Source organism: Paenirhodobacter sp. CAU 1674 (assembly GCF_029222945.1).
In the GTDB taxonomy this organism is placed as follows: Bacteria; Pseudomonadota; Alphaproteobacteria; order Rhodobacterales; family Rhodobacteraceae; genus Rhodobacter.
The window spans coordinates 1-17,946 of the sequence record NZ_JARHUH010000017.1 but is presented as its reverse complement, the minus strand read 5'-3'; the positions used below and the strand labels follow the sequence as shown (position 1 = coordinate 17,946).

Annotated in this window: 17 protein-coding genes; all 17 read left to right on the top strand. The window is 63.3% G+C overall.

Features of this window, described 5'->3' with window-relative positions; genetic code table 11:
- The first annotated feature begins 5 nt into the window (after positions 1-5).
- The gene (locus P2G62_RS16960; RefSeq protein ID WP_275736071.1) at positions 6-935 is read left to right on the top strand and encodes a phage capsid protein; all 930 of its coding nucleotides are present in this window, start codon (positions 6-8) and stop codon (positions 933-935) included.
- A 68-nt stretch (positions 936-1,003) separates the two neighbouring features.
- Positions 1,004-1,462, top strand: a complete 459-nt coding sequence (locus P2G62_RS16955) for a hypothetical protein (protein WP_275736070.1) — start codon at positions 1,004-1,006, stop codon at positions 1,460-1,462.
- 48 nt (positions 1,463-1,510) lie between these two features.
- Positions 1,511-2,113, top strand: coding sequence for a hypothetical protein (locus P2G62_RS16950; protein WP_275736069.1), 603 nt, complete (start codon positions 1,511-1,513; stop codon positions 2,111-2,113).
- A complete protein-coding gene (locus P2G62_RS16945; RefSeq protein WP_275736068.1) occupies positions 2,110-4,398 on the top strand; it encodes a hypothetical protein in 2,289 nt (762 codons plus the stop codon). The genes P2G62_RS16950 and P2G62_RS16945 overlap by 4 nt, the downstream gene beginning before the upstream one ends.
- Positions 4,399-4,424: 26 nt before the next feature.
- Positions 4,425-4,958: a hypothetical protein gene (locus P2G62_RS16940; protein ID WP_275736067.1), complete on the top strand. Its 534-nt coding sequence runs from the start codon at positions 4,425-4,427 to the stop codon at positions 4,956-4,958.
- The gene (locus P2G62_RS16935; RefSeq protein ID WP_275736066.1) at positions 4,955-7,378 is read left to right on the top strand and encodes a hypothetical protein; all 2,424 of its coding nucleotides are present in this window, start codon (positions 4,955-4,957) and stop codon (positions 7,376-7,378) included. The genes P2G62_RS16940 and P2G62_RS16935 overlap by 4 nt, the downstream gene beginning before the upstream one ends.
- Positions 7,375-10,338, top strand: a complete 2,964-nt coding sequence (locus P2G62_RS16930) for a hypothetical protein (protein WP_275736065.1) — start codon at positions 7,375-7,377, stop codon at positions 10,336-10,338. Before P2G62_RS16935 ends, P2G62_RS16930 begins: the two co-directional genes overlap by 4 nt.
- Positions 10,335-12,824: a hypothetical protein gene (locus P2G62_RS16925; protein WP_275736064.1), complete on the top strand. Its 2,490-nt coding sequence runs from the start codon at positions 10,335-10,337 to the stop codon at positions 12,822-12,824. The genes P2G62_RS16930 and P2G62_RS16925 overlap by 4 nt, the downstream gene beginning before the upstream one ends.
- Positions 12,821-14,152 carry a hypothetical protein gene (locus P2G62_RS16920; RefSeq protein ID WP_275736063.1) on the top strand — a complete coding sequence of 444 codons (1,332 nt, stop codon included), beginning with the start codon at positions 12,821-12,823 and terminating at the stop codon, positions 14,150-14,152. Before P2G62_RS16925 ends, P2G62_RS16920 begins: the two co-directional genes overlap by 4 nt.
- Before the next feature lie 51 nt (positions 14,153-14,203).
- The gene (locus tag P2G62_RS16915; RefSeq protein WP_275736062.1) at positions 14,204-14,461 is read left to right on the top strand and encodes a hypothetical protein; all 258 of its coding nucleotides are present in this window, start codon (positions 14,204-14,206) and stop codon (positions 14,459-14,461) included.
- A gap of 4 nt (positions 14,462-14,465) precedes the next feature.
- Complete coding sequence (locus P2G62_RS16910) at positions 14,466-15,632, top strand: hypothetical protein (RefSeq protein ID WP_275736061.1); 1,167 nt, start codon at positions 14,466-14,468, stop codon at positions 15,630-15,632.
- 2 nt (positions 15,633-15,634) lie between these two features.
- Positions 15,635-15,958 (top strand): hypothetical protein, encoded by a 324-nt coding sequence (locus P2G62_RS16905; protein WP_275736060.1) that lies wholly within the window; start codon positions 15,635-15,637, stop codon positions 15,956-15,958.
- A gap of 1 nt (position 15,959) precedes the next feature.
- A complete protein-coding gene (locus P2G62_RS16900; RefSeq protein ID WP_275736059.1) occupies positions 15,960-16,328 on the top strand; it encodes a hypothetical protein in 369 nt (122 codons plus the stop codon).
- Positions 16,315-16,818 carry a hypothetical protein gene (locus P2G62_RS16895; protein WP_275736058.1) on the top strand — a complete coding sequence of 168 codons (504 nt, stop codon included), beginning with the start codon at positions 16,315-16,317 and terminating at the stop codon, positions 16,816-16,818. The genes P2G62_RS16900 and P2G62_RS16895 overlap by 14 nt, the downstream gene beginning before the upstream one ends.
- On the top strand, positions 16,815-17,315 hold the full coding sequence (locus tag P2G62_RS16890; RefSeq protein WP_275736057.1) for a peptidoglycan recognition family protein: 501 nt from the start codon (positions 16,815-16,817) through the stop codon (positions 17,313-17,315). The genes P2G62_RS16895 and P2G62_RS16890 overlap by 4 nt, the downstream gene beginning before the upstream one ends.
- On the top strand, positions 17,312-17,620 hold the full coding sequence (locus P2G62_RS16885; protein ID WP_275736056.1) for a hypothetical protein: 309 nt from the start codon (positions 17,312-17,314) through the stop codon (positions 17,618-17,620). Before P2G62_RS16890 ends, P2G62_RS16885 begins: the two co-directional genes overlap by 4 nt.
- Before the next feature lie 122 nt (positions 17,621-17,742).
- On the top strand, positions 17,743-17,946 hold a 204-nt coding region (locus P2G62_RS16880), incomplete at its 3' end, for a hypothetical protein (protein ID WP_275736055.1).

The following is a 17,946-nucleotide window of genomic DNA, read 5'->3' as shown; positions in this document are numbered from 1 at the left end:
GGATCATGTCCCTGGAAGTGACGCAGCACCACAAGCTGCAATATGCCGCCTCGGTCCAGATGGTGGCACAACAGACCAAGAACCCGCTGATGAACGCCGTTACCGTCGCCCCCGCGACCGGGGAAGCGCAGTCGGTTTCCGACCTGCTCGATCAGGTCGAATATTCGCGCGGCGAGGAAAAGTCGCGGCGCAACCCGGAAAACCCGGTCAAGGGCACCCGCCGGTGGGCTGTGCTGACGCCGTCGATCGAAAGCGGCCAGTACATCACCAAGGAAGACAAGTTCAAGACCGCGACCGATCCGACCTCGACCTATGTGCGCGCGCATACGATGGCCGTCAATCGTGGTATCGCCGACCTCATCCTGGGTGTGTCGAAGGGCGCCGACGGCAAGTTTTCGGTGACCGAAGGCGGCATCCTCGGGATCGCGCGGGAAGGCAAGACGCCCGGCGTCGGAACCCCCCTGCCCGCTGCGCAATATCTGGCGCATGGCGATACCGGTCTGACGCTGGAAAAGCTGATCGCCGCGAAAGAGCAGCTGCATCTGGCGGATTTCGGCCTCGAAGACAACATGGATCAGCTGTTCTGCGTGATCACGCCGAAGCAGATCACCGACCTGCTGAACATCGCCGTCGCCGCGAAACAGAGCCTGAATGCCTTCGAGATCCAGCAGCTTCAATCCGGCAAGCCGACCAGCCTTCTGGGCGTCACTTGGATCTTCACGAACCGCTCTCCGTTCAAGGCCGCGGGTGTCCGCCTCTGCCCGATCTTCGCGAAATCCAACATCGTCTATGCCGAATGGCAGGGGCTGATCGGCCAGATGTGGAACGACACCTCGGCCAAGAACCTGCCCTATGCCCATGTCGATGCCTATGGCGATTGCGTGCGTGCCGAGGACAAGGGCGTCATCGCGATCGAATGCAAAGAGGCCGCCTGATCGGCCATTTGGCGCGGCCGCCATTGGTGGCCGCGCCTTTGTCATCCATCAGCTAACAGGAGGGCGCAATGGGCGTCGTATCCATCAAGTCGAACCTGGTCACCGACCGGATCAACAATATCCAGAACGCCGACCCCGAGCTGGTCCGTGGTCGCCCGATCGTCGCCACCGGCACGGTCGCCAACAGCGCCGCCGACAGTGCAACCTCGACCTATCATCTGGTCGATCTGCCCGCGCATGCGATCCTCGACAGCCGCACGGCCTTCGATGTCGAGAACTGGGGCTTTGCCACCGTTTCGATCGGCACGCTGGACGATGCCGATGCGCTGATTTCGGTCGCGAAATCGTCGGGCAACACGGTGTCGCCCATCGCCTTCGGGGATGCCAACCACGGGCTGGCGCTGTGGCAGGTTCTGGGCCTTGCCGCCGAACCCGCCTCGGGCGTGGTTTCGCTTTATGCGCATGCCCCGGCCGATGCGACGGGCGCCGGCAGCATGCCGTTCGAAATCCACTACCGCTCGCGCTGAGCACCGGATCGGGCCGGATCCGGCCCGGTCTGACCTTTCGGAGGGCGCATGGCGGACGCAACCGCAACTTCGATGATCGTTTCGCAGGCGTTCCGCTACATGGAGCTGGCGCCTGTTTCGTCGTTTGCGGATGACAGCGACAAGGCGCGCGATGCCGCGCAGATGTATCCGCTGGCATTGCGCCAATGTCTGGAGGCGGGGGACTGGTCTTTCGCCTCCGTGATGGTCGCGCTGCCGCCGCTGTCTAGCCTGCCCGTCGGACTGGCAGAGGACAGCGCCATGCCCTATGTCTTTCGGCTGCCGGGTGATTTCGTGCGGCTGCAATCGGTCAGCGATGGCGATGTCACCTACCGCCTGGACAAGGGGATGCTGCTGCGCGCCGATGCGCCAGGGCCACTGACCGTCCGCTACACCGCCGGTGTCGACAATGAGGCCATCCTGCCAGCCCGCTTCCGCCTGGCGGTGGCTGCGCGGTTGGCTGCCTACCTTGCCCCCATCCACATGGAGGTTGCCAGCAAGATCGAGCGGATCGAGGCGCTGGCAGACAAGCTTCTCAAAGAGGCGCTGAATGCCGACAACGGATCGGCTTCGGCCCGGCGGTATGACGGTCGCACGGATGGCGGGTTCTGGGCGGACGAGGTGCAGATATGACCCGCACAGCCCCGCCGCAGCGTGCATTTTCGTCCGGGGAAGTCTCGCCAACCCTGCGCTTTCGGGCGGATTATCTGCGGTTCCAGACCGGGCTGCGGACCTGCCGTGGATTTCTGCCGATGATCGAGGGCGGTTTTACCCGTGGTCCCGGCAGCTATTTTCGCGGCTATACCAATGGCAATGCGCGGCCGCGCCTGATTTCGTTCCAGTTTGCCAGCGACGACGCGCTTGTGCTGGAGTTCACCCCCAACATCATGCGCGTGTGGCGCTACGGTCAGCTGATCGAAACCGGCGGCGTGCCCTATGAGCTGGCAACCCCGTTCGATGCGGACAGCCTGCAAAACCTGAGCTGGGTGCAAAGTGCGGATGTGATCTACATCACGGATGGTGCGCGGCCGATCCAGCGCCTGGCGCGATATGCGCTGGACAACTGGACTATCGGCGATGCGGCATTCACTGGACCGTTCAAGGCGCAAAATCTGGACGAGGACGTAACCCTGAAGGCCAATGGGACCACAGGTTCCGTCCTGCTGACAGCCAGCGCAAACCTGTTCGAGGCAGGCCATGTCGGCGCGATGTTCCGCATCGAACCGGAGCATTACACCGATATTCCGCTCTGGACCGGAGAAACCACGGTGAACATCGGTCAGCTGATGCGTAACGATGGCAAGATCTATCGCCTCGTGAAGCCAGCGACAGGATCCGAGGCCCCCGAAGATATTTATACGATCGGCGCCAATGATTACACATTTGTCGGTGGCACCCAGAATGTCGGCGTGAATGCCCCGGTCCACGAAGACGGCACCCAGCAGGTTTCGATTTCCCCGTCGGTCTATTGGCAGTTCATGTCGGATGGCGTTGGTATCGTGCAGATCAGCGCGGTTTCAAGTCCAACCGCCGCCATGGCAGACGTGATCCGCACGCTGCCGCCGAATATCGACCGCGACCCGACCTATCGCTGGGCAGAAGGTGCCTGGTCTGACCTGCGGGGCTGGCCGTCCTGTGTCGAAATCCACGATCAGCGTCTGGTCGCGGCGGCAACGCCCGACGAGCCGCGCACGGTCTGGTTCAGCACTGTTGGCGATTATGCCGACATGACCCCCGGAGTAGAGGCCGACGAGGGCTTCGCCTACGCCATATCTGGGCAGTCATCGCTCAACCGTATCGTCGGCCTGAAAAGCGGGCGCTCCGGTCTGCATATCTTTGCTCTCGGGCAAGAGTTTTCCAGCCGCACGGAAAGTTCCAATGCGGTGATCGGCCCCACCAACGTGGTCTTTCGCGTCGATAGCTCGCATGGCGCGCACCGGGTTCCGGCTGTGGTGCCGGATGGCGACCCGATTTTCATTACGCGTGACAAGCGCCGCCTGATCCAGATCAGCTATTCGTTTCAGGACGATGCCAACCGGGCAATCGACCTGAGCCGGGCCGCGCAACATTTGGGGGCGGCAGGTTTCGAAGAAATCATCTGGCAATCCGCACCGCAACGCATGGGCTGGGTCCGCCGGGGAAGCGGCGATCTGGCCCCCATGCTGCACGAGCCCGGCGAGGATGTTCTGGGCTGGGCAACCCACCCGGTAGCCGGCGGATTTATCTGCGCAATGGCGGTGACCCCCGCGCTGGAGGCGGGATCTGATGCTGTTCTGATCGCGGTCGAGCGTTCGATTGGTGGCGAGACCGTGTGCATGGTCGAAGAGCTTGCCAACGTGCATGCCTATCTGACCGGAGAAGCAGACCCCTTCGAGGCATGCCACCTGTTTTCGTCGGTGCGCATCAACGCGCCGGGCGGCATCACCACGATCGCCCTGCCGCATCTTGTCGGACAGTCTGTCTATGCCTGGACGGATGGCGGCGAATATGGGCCGATCCTTGTTGGGGAAAGTGGCGAAGTCACCCTGGCGCAACCCGCGACGACAGGTGTCGTCGGCCTGTTCGACGACACGCATTATGCCGAAACGCTTGATGTTCAGGCTGCTGGACCGTCTGGCGACACGAGCGGCCGCAAGCGCCGTTTGACCCCGGGCGTCGGAATTTCGATGCTGCGCACCTCGCAGGGGTATCTACGCGCGGTCGAGCGCGACCTGGGTGCCCCGGATCGCCTGCGCGAGCGCCGGCCGATCGTGCCGCGTCAGGTCAGCGCGGACCTGTCGGCGCAAGTATCCGGTATCGGATCTGTCGATGTCACCTGCGGCATGTCAGATGCAGTCAGCCTGCGGATCGAACCGCACGGCGGTGCGCCCCTGACAATCACCGGGCTCGTGCCCACAATCACGGGGGCCACGCGCTGATGTGTATCGGACCGCTTGCACCATTGATGACAGCCCTGAGCGCAGGGGGCGCCACCGCAGCCGGCGCAACGGCCGCGGCCGGCGCCACAGCCGCCGCCACCACGGGCGGGTTTCTGCAGACGGCGGGCACGATACTGGGTGTTGCCGGATCCCTTGCGCAGGGGATCATGGGCTATCAGGCCGCCAAAGGCCAGGCTGCCATGATCGGCGAGCAAAAGCGCATCGAGGCGCAGATGACCACGGTGCAGGACAATCGCGCCCGCGCCGCCTTCCGCAGCCAGATCGCCCAGCAGCGCGCCGAACTGGCTGCGCGTGGTGTGCAGATGGACAGCCCCACCGCCATCATGCTGGGTCAGGTGGCGGCAAAGGAGATGAGCTTTGAAAGCCAGTCGATCCGCGCCACCGGGCAGGCCCGCCAGACCGAGCTGAGCTATTCGCAGGCGGCCGCGCGCGCCGAGGCCACCAGTTCACTGCTGAAGGGCACATTCAGCGCCGCAGACAAGGTGCTGACCGCCGCCCCGGACCTGTGGCCCGGAATGAACACCAGGGTGGTGCGATGAGCCTGACTGTCCCAAAGGCCGGGATTTCCCCCGGACGCGCCCCGCAGCTGGCCAATGTTCCCGTGCCGCAGTCCGATGCCGGCGCAACGCTTGCCGCCTTCGGGGACCGCATGGCGCAAGTCGGTAAGGCCATGGAAACCGACCGGCTGCAGCGCGAGCTGCAGACTGCCCGCGTCGATATGATGGAAGGCATGAACGCCATCCGTCTTGAGTTCGAGCAGATGGGCGACCCGGACGCCGTCGATCAGCAGTTCAAGCCGCGCACTGACGAGCTGAAAGCACAGATCCTTGGCAATCTTGACCAGCGCAATCAGCAAGATGCCGGTCTGATGTTCGACGAGCTGCGCACCTCGCATGGCTTCGCCCTGGGTGCCCGCGCGATCGAACTGCGCCAGTCGCAACGCATGGCCACGCTGGCGAGAACCACTGACACGGTGGTGCGCACCGGTGCCACGGCGGACCCGGAAACGCAGGCGGCGTATATGGCGCAGCTGGAAGACCACCTGAGCTATCTTGTGGCATCCGGCACAATCACGCCGGAAGATGCCGAAACACGGCGTCAGAGCGCGGCCGCAGACATGGAGGCCGCCAGGGCCACACGTCTGCTATCGGACGATCCGGCAGCTCTGATCGCGGCAATCGACCGTGGGGCAGAGGCAGGTTTTGGGCACATGGACCCCGAGCGCATGCAAGGGTTTCGTGCCCGTGCCGCCAGTGCCATCGCAGCCGCGGAAACCGCAGCACAATCCGAGGCTGAGCGCGCCGCGAAAGAACATCTGTCAGCGGCCAAGGACGTGCTGAAAGACGGAATTTCTGTCTTCGGCAAGGGGCGCGACTGGTCTGGCGTGGATGACGCCGAGGCGCTGCTGCAAAACCCCGAGGTGGCCGCCATGCCCGAGGCGCGGCAATATGCCCATGCGAAACTTTTGCATCAACACATGCCTGGTTTTGCCGCGCTGCCCCTTGCCGAACAGCGCAAGCGTCTGGCAGAGGCCAAGGCACTGCCGATCGAGAAGGGCTATGAGGCCGATCTAGCCGAAGCGATGCAGTCAAGCATCGCGGCCGCCGAAGCCGGGTTCCGCGACGATCGCTTTGCCTATGCACGCGAGATCGGCCTGAAGCCCGCGGCGGATCTGCCAGATCCGTTGAATGCGACCCCGGACGAACTGGCAGTGTCGCTGCGCGGTCGGGCCAACTATGCGACCTCGCTGCGCGATGCTGGCTATACGAGAGACGTCAAGTTTTTCAGCCCGGACGAGGCCGAGGCCTGGAAAGCGGCGGTTGCCGCCGAGCGCAGCCCGGCTGAGCGCGCGAAACTGGCAAGTGCGATGGCTGTGGCGCTTGGCTCCGTCGCCGAGGATGCCGCCGAGGAAATCGGGGCCGATCCGCTTTTCACCTATGTCGGCGGTCTGATTGCGCATGGTGGCAACGAAACGCTGGCGCGCCAGATCTTTGACGGTCAGCGTGCGCTGGACGCGAAGGACACCAGAATGCCCGCAGCGCCGATGCGGCGGGATGCGTTCTTTCGCGAGTTCAACACGCTTTTCGAGGATGGCACGGTCGATGGCCGGGCCGACGAGGCGGCCGTGCGTGACCAGATCATCGCTGCGGCAGACGCGCTTTATGCCTATCGCCGGCGCGGTGATCCGAACGCGACAGACGCAGCCCTGAACGAAGAGCTTTATCAGCAGGCCATTCATGAGGTCATGGGCGGCACGGGATCGTTCAAATCCGGCGATGCGCGGGGTGGTGTGCAGAAGATCCGTGGCCAGCTGACGCTGATGCCGCAGGGCATGAGCGGCGCTGATGTCGAAGATGCCTTTGATGTCCTGCGCGCAGGCCTGCCGGATGGAGAGCTGGTCGACAAGGCTTGGCGCGATATATCGGCCAGCGGAAACACGCCGCGCGCCGGTGGACAGCCGATCAATGCCAAGACCTTCAGCCGCCTGTCACTGCGGCAGGTGACTGGCAGCGCCTATGAAATGGTGGTCGAGAACCCGGCAACCGGACGGCTTGAGGCGCTTTATGGCGATGACGGCAAGCCCTACCTGGTCGATCTGAAGAAGATGGTCGATGTCTTTGTAGAAGGCAAAACGTCGCCAACAAAAACTCCACCGTTCGCCCCATTTGACCCGATGAAAAATACGGCGAGAGACAATGGTGACGGAAGTTTTTCGACGGAGATTGTCATCACGACAGAAAGCCCGGACGGACAAATCTGGAATATCCCAAGCCTATGGTGGCGCGAAGATGGCACTTCTATTGAGCTGCCACAAGAACAGGCAATCGCACTCGCGCGGCGGTATGAGCAAACCAGCGGAAAGCGCTTTCCACGGTTCAAAACGATCAGCGAAGCAGAGCAGGCTGCAGTTCGTCGTTCGGATGCGGGTGGCGGTTTGCATGGGGCAATCACACAATGAACTGGCCCCTGAAATCCAGATCCGGAAACGTCACACCAGCGCTTGATGGCCCCCTTCCTTCTGCTATCGACCAGGCGATCGGATCGGTGAAGGATTACTACATCCGTTCGGACAGCTGGAGCTGGAAGGCGGGGATCGAAAGCGCGCTGCAGGAAGACATGAACCGCGCCCTGACCGGCCGCGGGTTTGATGCGGATCAGGCCGAAATCGGTCGTGCGATCGACAGCACCCCGATGATCGGCGGCGCCCCCTTGCCAGACGCTGGAAGCGTGCGCCGCATCCGTTCCGGGGCGGATATGGACACCATGTTCGAAAAGATCCAGCTTGGCCGCCAGTTCGACCCTGTCGCATTCGGAAATCTGCCGGCTTCACGCGCAGAGTTCGAGGCCGAGGTGACGCGCCGCCGCCAAAAAGAGCTGGCCGACAATGAGGCCATGCTGGGGCGCGGAGATAGCACCGTCGCGAAGTTTTCCGGGCAGATGGTCGGCGCACTGACCGATGAATGGTCTGCCCCGTTCCTCGGTATCGGGGGCGGCGCGAAAAGTTTCAGCATGGCTGTGCTTGCGGAAGGCGCAATCAACGCCGCGCTTGAGGTCCCGCAGGTGATCAAGCAGCGCCGTGTAGCGGATGATCTGGGGCTGGAGGCGCCAAACCCGATCATGCAGATCGGCACGGCCGCGCTGGCCGGCGCAGGCTTCGCGGCCGTGCTTGGCGGTGGTGCGCGTGCGCTCGATTACGTCATCGGGCGCCGCATGGATGAGGCTGCAATGCTGGCGGCAGAGGGTGGTGGGCTGGACGGTCAGATGGCCGTCGATGCGGCCGAGCTGGCGCTGCGGTCTGGCCGAGAAGTGCCGGTCGCCCCGCCTGTCGCACGCGCCATGCCAATGATCGCAAAAGACGCCCCTGCAAACTGGGAAGCGATCCGCGGGGGGATTTTTGCGGGCGAAAGCGGTGGCGATTTCGATGCCCTTTTCGCCTTCTCGAACCGTGACGGTGGCCCTTTCGCGCATGTGAAGCTGACCGAAATGACCGTCGATGAGGCGATCGCCTTCTCGGATCCGAACGGTGACTATGCCCAATGGGTAAAGTCGCAGATCGGCAGGGTCGCAACGCCGATGGGCGGTTATCAGATCGTCGGAAAGACCCTGCGCGCAGCGAAGGAGGCCTTGCGTCTGCGCGGCGACGAGGTGATGACGCCAGACCTGCAGGAAAAACTTGGTCAATGGGTTTACCGCGCGCAAGGGACAGACGCGTGGGAAGGGTATCGTGGCCCTTATGCCGGCTATGTTCCGTCCGAGCCTGGACCCTATCGTGGGACCGCAGCCACGCCCGGGCGCCGCCCCTTCACCACCAGGTTCAATGAGGTCACCACGCCCGCTGGAACCCGTGTCGAGGTGCGTTACCGTGTGGTGGACCTTGACCAGCTGAAGGCCGCCACCGGCGATTTGCAGCCGCGCGATCGCACGCGGGCCGCAAGCGATCTGCAGGTCGCAGAGTTGGCGGCGAACCTCGATCCGGCGCGGCTGATGCCGGGCCCGGAAAGCGACCGTGGCGCGCCCGTCGTCGGACCGGATATGGTAGTCGAAAGCGGAAACGGCCGTGTCATGGCGCTAGGCCGCGCGATCACCGAAAACCCGCAGGTCTATGACGCCTATGTCGCGCGGATCCGCGAGGAGTTCGACATCCCAGATGATGTGCGCAAGCCGGTTCTGATCGCCGAGCGCGTGTCGGCGCTAGACCCGGATGCCCGGCGCGCGTTCATCCGCGAAAGCAACGTGTCCTCGATCGGGCGGATGGCACCAAGCGAACAGGCACGCCTGGATGCGGACTTCCTGACCGCGCGCAGCTTTGATGCCTATCAGCCGGGCAAGGGTCTGAATACACCGGAGAACACCGAGTTCGTGCGCCGCATGCTGGCCACGATGCCGCAGGCAGAACGGGCCGCGCTGCTGACGGCCGATGGGCGACTGAACATCGACGGGATCCGCCGCCTGCGCCAGTCGCTGTTCGCGCGGGCATTCGGGGCCGACGATCTGCTGAAGCTGGTAGCCGAGACCGAAAGCCCTGCGATCGAAAGCATCCTGCGGATGCTTGAGGATCTGGCGCCAGACTGGGCGGCGTTCCGGTCCATGGTCGAGGCGGGATATGTGCGCGCTGAATTCGACATCACCGATCAGCTGATGGAAACCGTGCGGATGATCGCCCGCGCACGCCTGGCAAACCGCGAGGGGCAAAGCGTCATCGCCGCGATCCGCGACCGCCTGTCCCAGGCCGACATGTTCGGCAAACGGGATCCGATGACCGAGGCGCTGCTGGATGTCTTCTACAAAGGTGAGCGCGCGCGCGGCCCCGAGGCCACCGGCGAGATCCTGCGCCGCTACGCCGCCGAGGCCGCCACCGTTGGTCGCGCAGACATGGAAGGCTTGCTGGAAGATGTCGTCACGCCTGTGCGGGCGCTGGAGCGGGCCGTGGAGGGCTATGATGCCCGCACGGCATTCACCCACGCCAAGGCCCCGGAACAGGATCAAACGCCGCCCGTGGAGCCGCTGGGTGATGTTTCCGGGGTGGATGTAGCGCGCTTCGCGGATGGCGCATCCAGCCCCGCCGTTGAGCGCGCGGACGATGCGCTTGCCGGCGAAATGCGGGCGGCTGTCGAGAAGAACGATACCGGCCGCGCCGCCACGACGGACACCGGCGCTATTCGAGCCCTGGATGACACAGCTGGCCAGAACGCCGATACCAACGCGAATATGGGCGATCATGCCGCGCCAGACAAGGACGTGGTGGTGATGAATGACGTGCGCACGAACTGGGCCGATGCGCCGCAGACCGAGATCCGCCTGGGCGAGGGCCCGGATGCGCCCACCGTTACCGTGGGCGAGGTGCTGGATGACCTTGACCAGGACCAGTCACTGATCGCCGCGATGTCCAGCTGCATGCTGAAGGGGGTTCCAAAATGAATTTTGACGCATGTCTGCGCGCGGCCGTGCAGGCCGGAACCGTCGATCCCGCGCGCGCCCAGCTGGCCGAGAAGGAATATCTGGATCTGGTCGATCGCTACAAGCTGACCGGCTATGCCGATGCGGACGCGCGCATCGCCGCCGGCGAAGAGGTGGTCGAAAGCTTCATGAAGCGCGCCAAGGCACGCCGCCACGCCACGCTGCGCCAGTTGCAGACCATGACCCGGAACGACGCGCGCTATGCCAATGCCCACCAGACCGACCCAGACCTGATCCTGAAGGATCTGGAATGGACCGAGAAAGAGATCCGCGGGCTGGAACGCCAGTTCATGGGCGGTATCCAGCAATTCCTGGAACAGCATCGCACGGATATTCTGGGCCGGGTGCGCGATCGCGCCGGCCTGAAAGAGATCGTGCAGGAACTGCACCTGCAAGACAGTGGCAATGCCAACGCCAAGCAGGTCGCGCAGGCGATCTTGCAGCAATACGAACGGGCCCGATCGCTGGCCAACAGCTATGGCATGGACATCGGCAGGCTTGACGATTTCGGGCTGCCGCACAGCCATGACGGCGCCAAGATCCAGAAGGCTGGTTTCAAGGACTGGTTTGAGCGGGTCTACAATGGGCTCGACTGGCACCGCATGGAAAATTTCAAGACCGGCAAGCCGTTTGTCGTGGCAGCTGGCGCCAAGCCATTGCGCGCCGATGCCAAGGAATTTCTTGAACCGATCTACGAAAATCTGATCAGCGACGGCTGGTCGAAGCGCGAGGCCAGCATGGGCCTTGGCGCCGCCGCGCTGAAGAACGCGCGCCTGGGTCATCGTGTGCTGCATTTCAAATCGGCAGATGACTGGTGGGCCTATAACGAGGCCTTCGGCAAGGCCAACCCGTTCGATGGCGTGATCGGCCATCTGCGCGGCATGGCCCGCGATATCGGCCTGATGCGAAGCTTCGGACCGAACCCGACGGCCGGTTTGGAACATGCAATCCAGGTGATGACCCGGGATGTTGCGCGCAGCGATGGCGCCCTTGGCGTCAAGGCCGCACGAAAGATCGAACGCAAGGGCAACCAGGCCCGCGTCATGCTGAAGATCCTGAACGGATCTGCGAACCGTCCGCATGATCAGGCGCTGGCGGGTTTTCTTGCCGGGGCACGCAATCTGATGACGGCCGCGCAGCTTGGCGGCGCCCCGCTCAGTCAGGTCACCGATCTGGTGTCGATGCGCACCGCATCGCAGGCGATCGGGCTGAACAAGGATGCGCCGATCAAGGAGCTGTTCGGCGAGGTTCTGGCCGGCATGAACCCGCAGAAAGCCCGCGATCTTGGCTTCATTATGGACACCTGGTTTGACGCCTCGAACGCGCAGGCAAGGTTCATGGGCGATATCTGGGCGCCGGAACTGACCAGCCGCATCACCAACGCTGTCCTGCGCGGCAATGGCCTGTCATTCCTGACCGATCGTTCGCGCGTGGCTGTGGCTGCGGCCTTCGGCAGCGATCTGGCGGATCTGGCCGGGCGCAGTTTCGACCAGCTCGATCCGAAGCTGCGCACCTACATGGAAAACCGGGGCTTTGGCGCAACCGATTGGGATGCGATCCGCGACCCGGCCGCGATCTATACCGACGCGACCGGCGGCCAGCACCTGAACCCGACATGGTTTCTGGAACACAGCCCCCTGCCCCGCGATCAGACCGAGGATATCGCGATCCGCTTCGGCGCGCTGGTGCAGGATCATGTCGAATATTCGATCCCGTCGACCAGCCTGCGCGGGCGCGCGGCCATCGTGGGCGATGCACGGCCGGGATCCGTGGGTGGCGAGCTGCTGCGTTCCACCCTCATGTATAAGTCCTATTCGATGTCGGTGATGTTCAACCAGATCCAGCGTGTTGCCGAAATTCAGGGAAACTGGAACCGCGCCGTCTATGTGACGAAATACGTCGCCATGATGACCCTGATGGGCGGACTGGCCGTGCAGCTGAAGGAACTGGCGAAGGGCCGCGACCCGCGCCCAATGGACAGTGAAAGCTTCTGGGCGGCCGCGCTGCTGCAGGGTGGTGGCGTTGGGATATTCGGGGATTTCTTTTCCAGCTCGACCAGCCGCGCCGGCGGTGGTTTTGCAGAGACAATCGGCGGCCCTGTGGTCGGTCTTGGCGGTGACATTTTGCGGGCCGTTGCCTCGAATACCACCCGCGTCGCAGAGGGCAAGGATCCGCTGATCGGCCGCGACGTGGTGAACATGGCGCGCCGTTACAACCCCGTTGCCACCTTCCAGCCGCTGATCCCGCTGCCGACGCGCCTTGCGCTGGATCGCATGGTCTGGGATCAGCTGCAGCCCTTCCTGGACCCCGAGGCAGAAGCCATGTGGCGCCGGCAGGAAGCCAAGCTGCGCAAGGACTACGGCACTCAAAGCTGGTGGAGGCGCGGCCGTGCCACGCCTGACCGCCTGCCAGACCTTACCAATGCGCTTGGAGGCTTTGCGCCATGACCCTTGATGTCTTCGTCCAGACAGATCCTTACGTTGTGGCCGGCGTCGGCCCCTATCAGATTTCCAGCCCCTACATCGAGGGCGCGATCCGGGTGCATGCCGTCGTCGACGGGGTGCCGCTGCAGCTGACCGAGGGGGACGATTTCACCGTGACGCCGGCCAGTTCGGCCAGCACGGGCAATATCGTGCTGAGCACGGCCGCTGCTGCCACGCATGCGGGGCGCGATCTGTGGATCGACCGCGAAACCGTCGCCACGCAAGGCTGGGAAGCGCGCTATGGTGACCGTGAGGTCGGCATGGAAGCCCAGCTCGACCGTCTGACCATGGCCGTGCAGGAGTTGCGCGAACAGCTGCGCGCCACGATCCGCGGCCGTGCCGCGTTGGCCGCCTACGACCCGGAGCCGAACCGCGTGCCGATCATCCGCGCTGACGGGCTTGGCCTTGAAAACGGCCCCAGTGCGGAACAGATCGCTGGCGCCGCCCAGAGTGCATCGGATGCCGCATCGGCCGCATCTAACGCCGCGACATCGGCGCTGGCCGCACAGACCGCGCAGGCGATGACAGAGGCGGTGCTGGACAGCTTCGATGATCGCTATCTTGGGGCAAAGGCATCCGAGCCTGCACTGGACAATGACGGAAACGCGTTGATTGCCGGCGCGCTGTATTACGACACCACGCAGGCACTGATGAAGATCTGGGATGGTGACAGCTGGGCCGCGCTCAGTGCCGGCATCGAGCTGGCACTGCGCAAGTCGCTCAATCTGTCGGACCTGCAAAGCGTCGATACCGCCCTGACGAACCTTGGGTTTGGTGCGTTCGGTAAGACCTTCCGCGCGCTGGCCGACGCCGCAGCCGGTCGCGCGGCTCTTGTCCTTGGTGATCTGGCCGTCCTGAACGCACTGAACTTCTACAAGGACGATGCGGCGTGGCTGGCCGCCGAAGATAACGGACAGGCGACGATCAGTCCGGTGCAGCTGATGACCGTGACTGCGGCCCGGTTCCCGGCATACCAAAGCCTGAATACCGCGATCGACGTTGCCGGCGCTGCGCAAACGTGGGCGCATGGCCTTGGTGCCGTGCCCAACCAATGGTCGATTTCCCTGCGCTGCATCACGGCAGAGCTTGGCTATTCGATCGGCGATGAAGTCACCATGTCCCCCAACATGTCGACTTCCGGGGATACGTCACTTCACCCGATCTGGGTCAATGCCACGCATATCGGTGTCGATTTTTTCAGCACTCCGAAAATCGTGTCCAGAACGACCAACAGCATGACCGCCATAACGGTTGCGAACTGGGCGCTCGTGGCGCGGGCCACGGCCAGGTGACGATCAAAGGCAGTATCCACCACAACAAACCCATGAAAGCAGGAGTCAATCATGAATGACAATTTCAAATACCACGCCCCGGACCTGTCATCTCCGGCATCGCGTATACACCTGATCACCCCGAATGATGACGCAAATCTGCCGGTCATCCCGCGCGCACTGCGGGTGCTGACGGGCGGAAACCTTGCGATCCGTGATGCCGCGGGAACCGAGGTGGTGATCCCCGTTCTGGAATGCGAGTTCATCCCGATCCGCGTCGTGCGCGTGCTGGCCACCGGCACCACTGCAACCGTCATCGGGTTGGAGTGACGTGATGCGGATCGGTCTTGGCCTTGGCATCGCCATGCAAAAAGTTCATCCGTTGTTCATTCCCGGCCTATCCAACGCCAACCTCACCGGCGGCTACGCGGTCAACTGCGCTGGCTCTCTCCTCGCATACGCCGCGAACACGCTGCGTTGGGGCTGTCTGGATGGCCAACGCGCTGTGTTGGTCGAGGCTGGGGTTACAAATCTCGCAATGCAGAGTGACCCAAACCCTGACGGCGTCGTGTTGTATGATGCAACGGTCACCGCGACTTTGTCGGCTGTATCCGTCACAGGTGCGGCTCTGCGTATCGCCCGGACGACTACAGGGATCACAAACAGAGGCTATGCGTTAACATCAAATATAGCATCTGGTGCTGTCGTTGGGTCTAAATACTGCCTGTCGGCGTTTGTGAGGTCAACAGGGACCGGAGCAAAATTCCAGTGGAACGCTGGGCTGCAAGTGTGGATGGAACCCTCCGGCTCGATTGGCAGTTCTGTCTATGGGGCGTTCAACGGGAGCGCAGTCACATCAGGCTCTATATATGCTGGTGATGGGTGGTATCTGCTCTGGATTGCCGCGACTGCCACAGGTAGCGCAACCGCAGGTTACATTTGGCTACACGGCGGCGGCGGACTTTGGCCGTGGAATAATCCGGTAGGGTCGTCTGCTGAGTATGCCGGGGCACAACTCGAAATCGGTGCAATTCCCACGTCTAGGATCTATACCTCTGGTGCAGCAGCAACGCGGGCCGCCGATCTGGTCACCGCGCCGATCACTGCGGACGTGTCGGGCGGTGTGCGTGTGCGCGGGACGTTCCGGATGGAGGCGGTCACGGGGGGATATGATCGGGTGTTTCAGGTGGACGATGGAAACAACGACGACCGGATCGCTCTATACCGCGACACCGTAGCGGGGTCTTTCAAGGCAGAGGTCTATTCCGCAGGTGTTTCGCAGGTTGTCGCTGCTTACTCGGGCGCTGGCATCGGTGACGTGCTCGACGTAGACCTGATCTTTTCCGCATCCGGAATCAGCGGAACAATCAACGGCGATGTGGTCAGCGCAGCTGGTAGCGGCGGCTACACCCCGCCCACGATAGCTCGGATCGGTGCGGCTGTATCTGGCAGCGTCCCGGCCCGCCTTCTCTGCTCAGAATTCCTCGTGACGGGGGTGTGACCATGGTGCCATTTTACCTGAAATTCGCCAACGAGGCCGCCGCATTTGCCGCCATGCCGCTGCTGACAGCAACAGACGAGGACGGCACGACGATCTGGGCGCAGTCGGCGCATACCGCAGTCATGCCGCTCCCGGCACTGGCCCTGCCGACAGGCGATACCTATACGGACGAGTATGGCGTTGAGCACCCGGTCATGTCCGTCTCGCCGGATTATCACCTCAACGTCCTGACCGACGATCCAGAGGTGATGGCTGCAATCGAGGCACTGCCTGCGTTGTGCAGGCCGGAGCCTGAAACGCCGGTTGTGGTGTGGGCGGTGGTATAAAATGACTGACAATTTCTGGGGGTCTCTGATCCTCTATGCAACCGCCGGGCTTGTCTGGCTCGGCGGTGAGGCTGGGCGGGCATACGTCGCTGGTGCAACTGGTGGCTTGGTGCGCTGGTGGCTGATCGGGCGCGGGCGGCGGCGGGTTTTGGATGGCATCACGGCTGCCATCGGTGGCGCGGTGTTTGCCGCATATTTTGCCCCGGTCACGCTGGCGCTTCTGGAAAAACTGCTGGGGCCGCTCGGCGACGGGGCGCAGGACGCTGCCACGTTTACGACCGGGATGCTGGGGATGAGCACGGCGAAAATTGCCATCGCGGCATTTGAGAGCCGCGTGCAGCGTTGGGGCGGCGACGATGACAACGGTTAAATCGCGCGTCACCTGCGCCCTGCGCCGTGAGGTCGCAATTTGGCGGTCAGCCGTGCCGCTGATCCTGCTCTATGTCGCCGTGATCGCGCCGATCATGGGGGTGATCGGCAGCACGCAGTGGTGGCGCGATGTGACCATGCAAAGTCCGGTGCGCGATGTGCGCGTGCTGACGGTCAGCGCAACGGCGCTGGAAATCCGCGTCTCCGGCACTCTGGTCAAGCCGCGAGATTGCCAGACGGTTGGCGCGCCACTGGCGCAGGTGGTGGTCGATGGCATCGTTTTGGCCGCTGATTTCCGGGCAGACGAGCCTTCAGGCACACCGGATAGCCGCCCTGCGTCCAGCGCTCCGCAGGCGTTCGGCGCGTGGATAATCACCTCACCTGAGCCGTGGCCAGACCGCGCCGTGATGTATCGCAGGCACAACTGCGACGGCAAGATTTTCACCAGCAGAATGTTCGATATCCCGTGGCCAAAGGAGGGGAATGAATGAGCCGCACTGGACTGACGCGCGTGCATTGGCACTGGACGGCTGGCGGTGGGTATCCGAGCGATCTGGACCGTCAGCACTATCACTACCTGATCGACCGTGACGGCCAAGTGCATCGCGGCCGCTGGCCCGTCGAGGCCAATATCACTCCAAAATTAGGCGCCTATGCCGCGCACACTCTCAACGCCAACACAGGAGCTATCGGCATCGGTGTTTGCGGCATGGCCGGTGCATCTGAGCGGCCATTTTCGCCCGGGCGCGCGCCGATGACAGAATTGCAGATCGACGCTCTGGTCGAGCTGACGGCGCAGCTGTGCCGTGACCACGGTATCCAGGTGACGCGGCGCACGGTGCTGAGCCACGCCGAGGTGCAACCGACGCTTGGCATCAAGCAGCGCGGCAAGTGGGATATCTCGTGGTTGCCTGGCATGGCTGCCCCTAGCGATCCCGTGCGCGTCGGTGACGGCCTTAGGGCCCGCGTTGTCGAGGCAATGCGATGACGTGGCGTGCAGGCGCAGCAGCCGCCGCGCTGCTGGCGGCATTCGCTGCTGGCTGGACGGTCCATGCTTGGCGCACTGGCGCGCAGGCCGCCGATGATCTCCGTGCCGCGCAGCAGGCGCTACAGATCGAGCTTGACGCCCGCGCCGCAGCTGACAAGCGCGCCGCAGCGGCCGAGGTGGCCCGTCTGACGGCAGAGCAACAGAGCGCCGCGCTGGCGCGTGATTTGGAGGACATGGCAAATGCGGATCAAACCTCTGGTGGCGGCCTGCCTGCTGCCCGCGTTGAGCGGCTGCGGCGCCGGTGATGCTGCAAAATTCGAGCTTCCGCCGCCCACCCCTCCAGCATCGCTGCTGGTGCCGTGCACTGACCCGGTGGCGCTCCCGGCGCGGGATCTGAACGGGGCCGAGGTCGAAGTGTTTTGGGGTCGTGATCGGTCTGAAAAGCGGGAATGCCGCAGTCGGCATGCTGCGCTGGTGGCGTGGGTCGTCGGACCGCAGTAGACACGGTAAGCCATTGAAATATAAAGACTGCAAATATTATAAAAAATCATCTAAGTTATTGAATTATATGTATTTTTCATTGACTGTTAATCAATTGGTCGTAGGTTCGATCCCTACCGCCGGAGCCAAA

Bases quoted from the DNA above. Each gene is read 5' to 3' on its own strand.
- P2G62_RS16910 (WP_275736061.1), top strand. From the start codon at position 14,466: ATGCGGATCGGTCTTGGCCTTGGCATCGCCATGCAAAAAGTTCATCCG.
- P2G62_RS16885 (WP_275736056.1), top strand. From the start codon at position 17,312: ATGACGTGGCGTGCAGGCGCAGCAGCCGCCGCGCTGCTGGCGGCATTC.
- P2G62_RS16940 (WP_275736067.1), top strand. From the start codon at position 4,425: ATGACAGCCCTGAGCGCAGGGGGCGCCACCGCAGCCGGCGCAACGGCC.
- P2G62_RS16960 (WP_275736071.1), top strand. From the start codon at position 6: ATGTCCCTGGAAGTGACGCAGCACCACAAGCTGCAATATGCCGCCTCG.
- P2G62_RS16890 (WP_275736057.1), top strand. From the start codon at position 16,815: ATGAGCCGCACTGGACTGACGCGCGTGCATTGGCACTGGACGGCTGGC.
- P2G62_RS16920 (WP_275736063.1), top strand. From the start codon at position 12,821: ATGACCCTTGATGTCTTCGTCCAGACAGATCCTTACGTTGTGGCCGGC.
- P2G62_RS16945 (WP_275736068.1), top strand. From the start codon at position 2,110: ATGACCCGCACAGCCCCGCCGCAGCGTGCATTTTCGTCCGGGGAAGTC.
- P2G62_RS16935 (WP_275736066.1), top strand. From the start codon at position 4,955: ATGAGCCTGACTGTCCCAAAGGCCGGGATTTCCCCCGGACGCGCCCCG.
- P2G62_RS16905 (WP_275736060.1), top strand. From the start codon at position 15,635: ATGGTGCCATTTTACCTGAAATTCGCCAACGAGGCCGCCGCATTTGCC.
- P2G62_RS16915 (WP_275736062.1), top strand. From the start codon at position 14,204: ATGAATGACAATTTCAAATACCACGCCCCGGACCTGTCATCTCCGGCA.
- P2G62_RS16895 (WP_275736058.1), top strand. From the start codon at position 16,315: ATGACAACGGTTAAATCGCGCGTCACCTGCGCCCTGCGCCGTGAGGTC.
- P2G62_RS16955 (WP_275736070.1), top strand. From the start codon at position 1,004: ATGGGCGTCGTATCCATCAAGTCGAACCTGGTCACCGACCGGATCAAC.
- P2G62_RS16950 (WP_275736069.1), top strand. From the start codon at position 1,511: ATGGCGGACGCAACCGCAACTTCGATGATCGTTTCGCAGGCGTTCCGC.
- P2G62_RS16930 (WP_275736065.1), top strand. From the start codon at position 7,375: ATGAACTGGCCCCTGAAATCCAGATCCGGAAACGTCACACCAGCGCTT.
- P2G62_RS16900 (WP_275736059.1), top strand. From the start codon at position 15,960: ATGACTGACAATTTCTGGGGGTCTCTGATCCTCTATGCAACCGCCGGG.
- P2G62_RS16925 (WP_275736064.1), top strand. From the start codon at position 10,335: ATGAATTTTGACGCATGTCTGCGCGCGGCCGTGCAGGCCGGAACCGTC.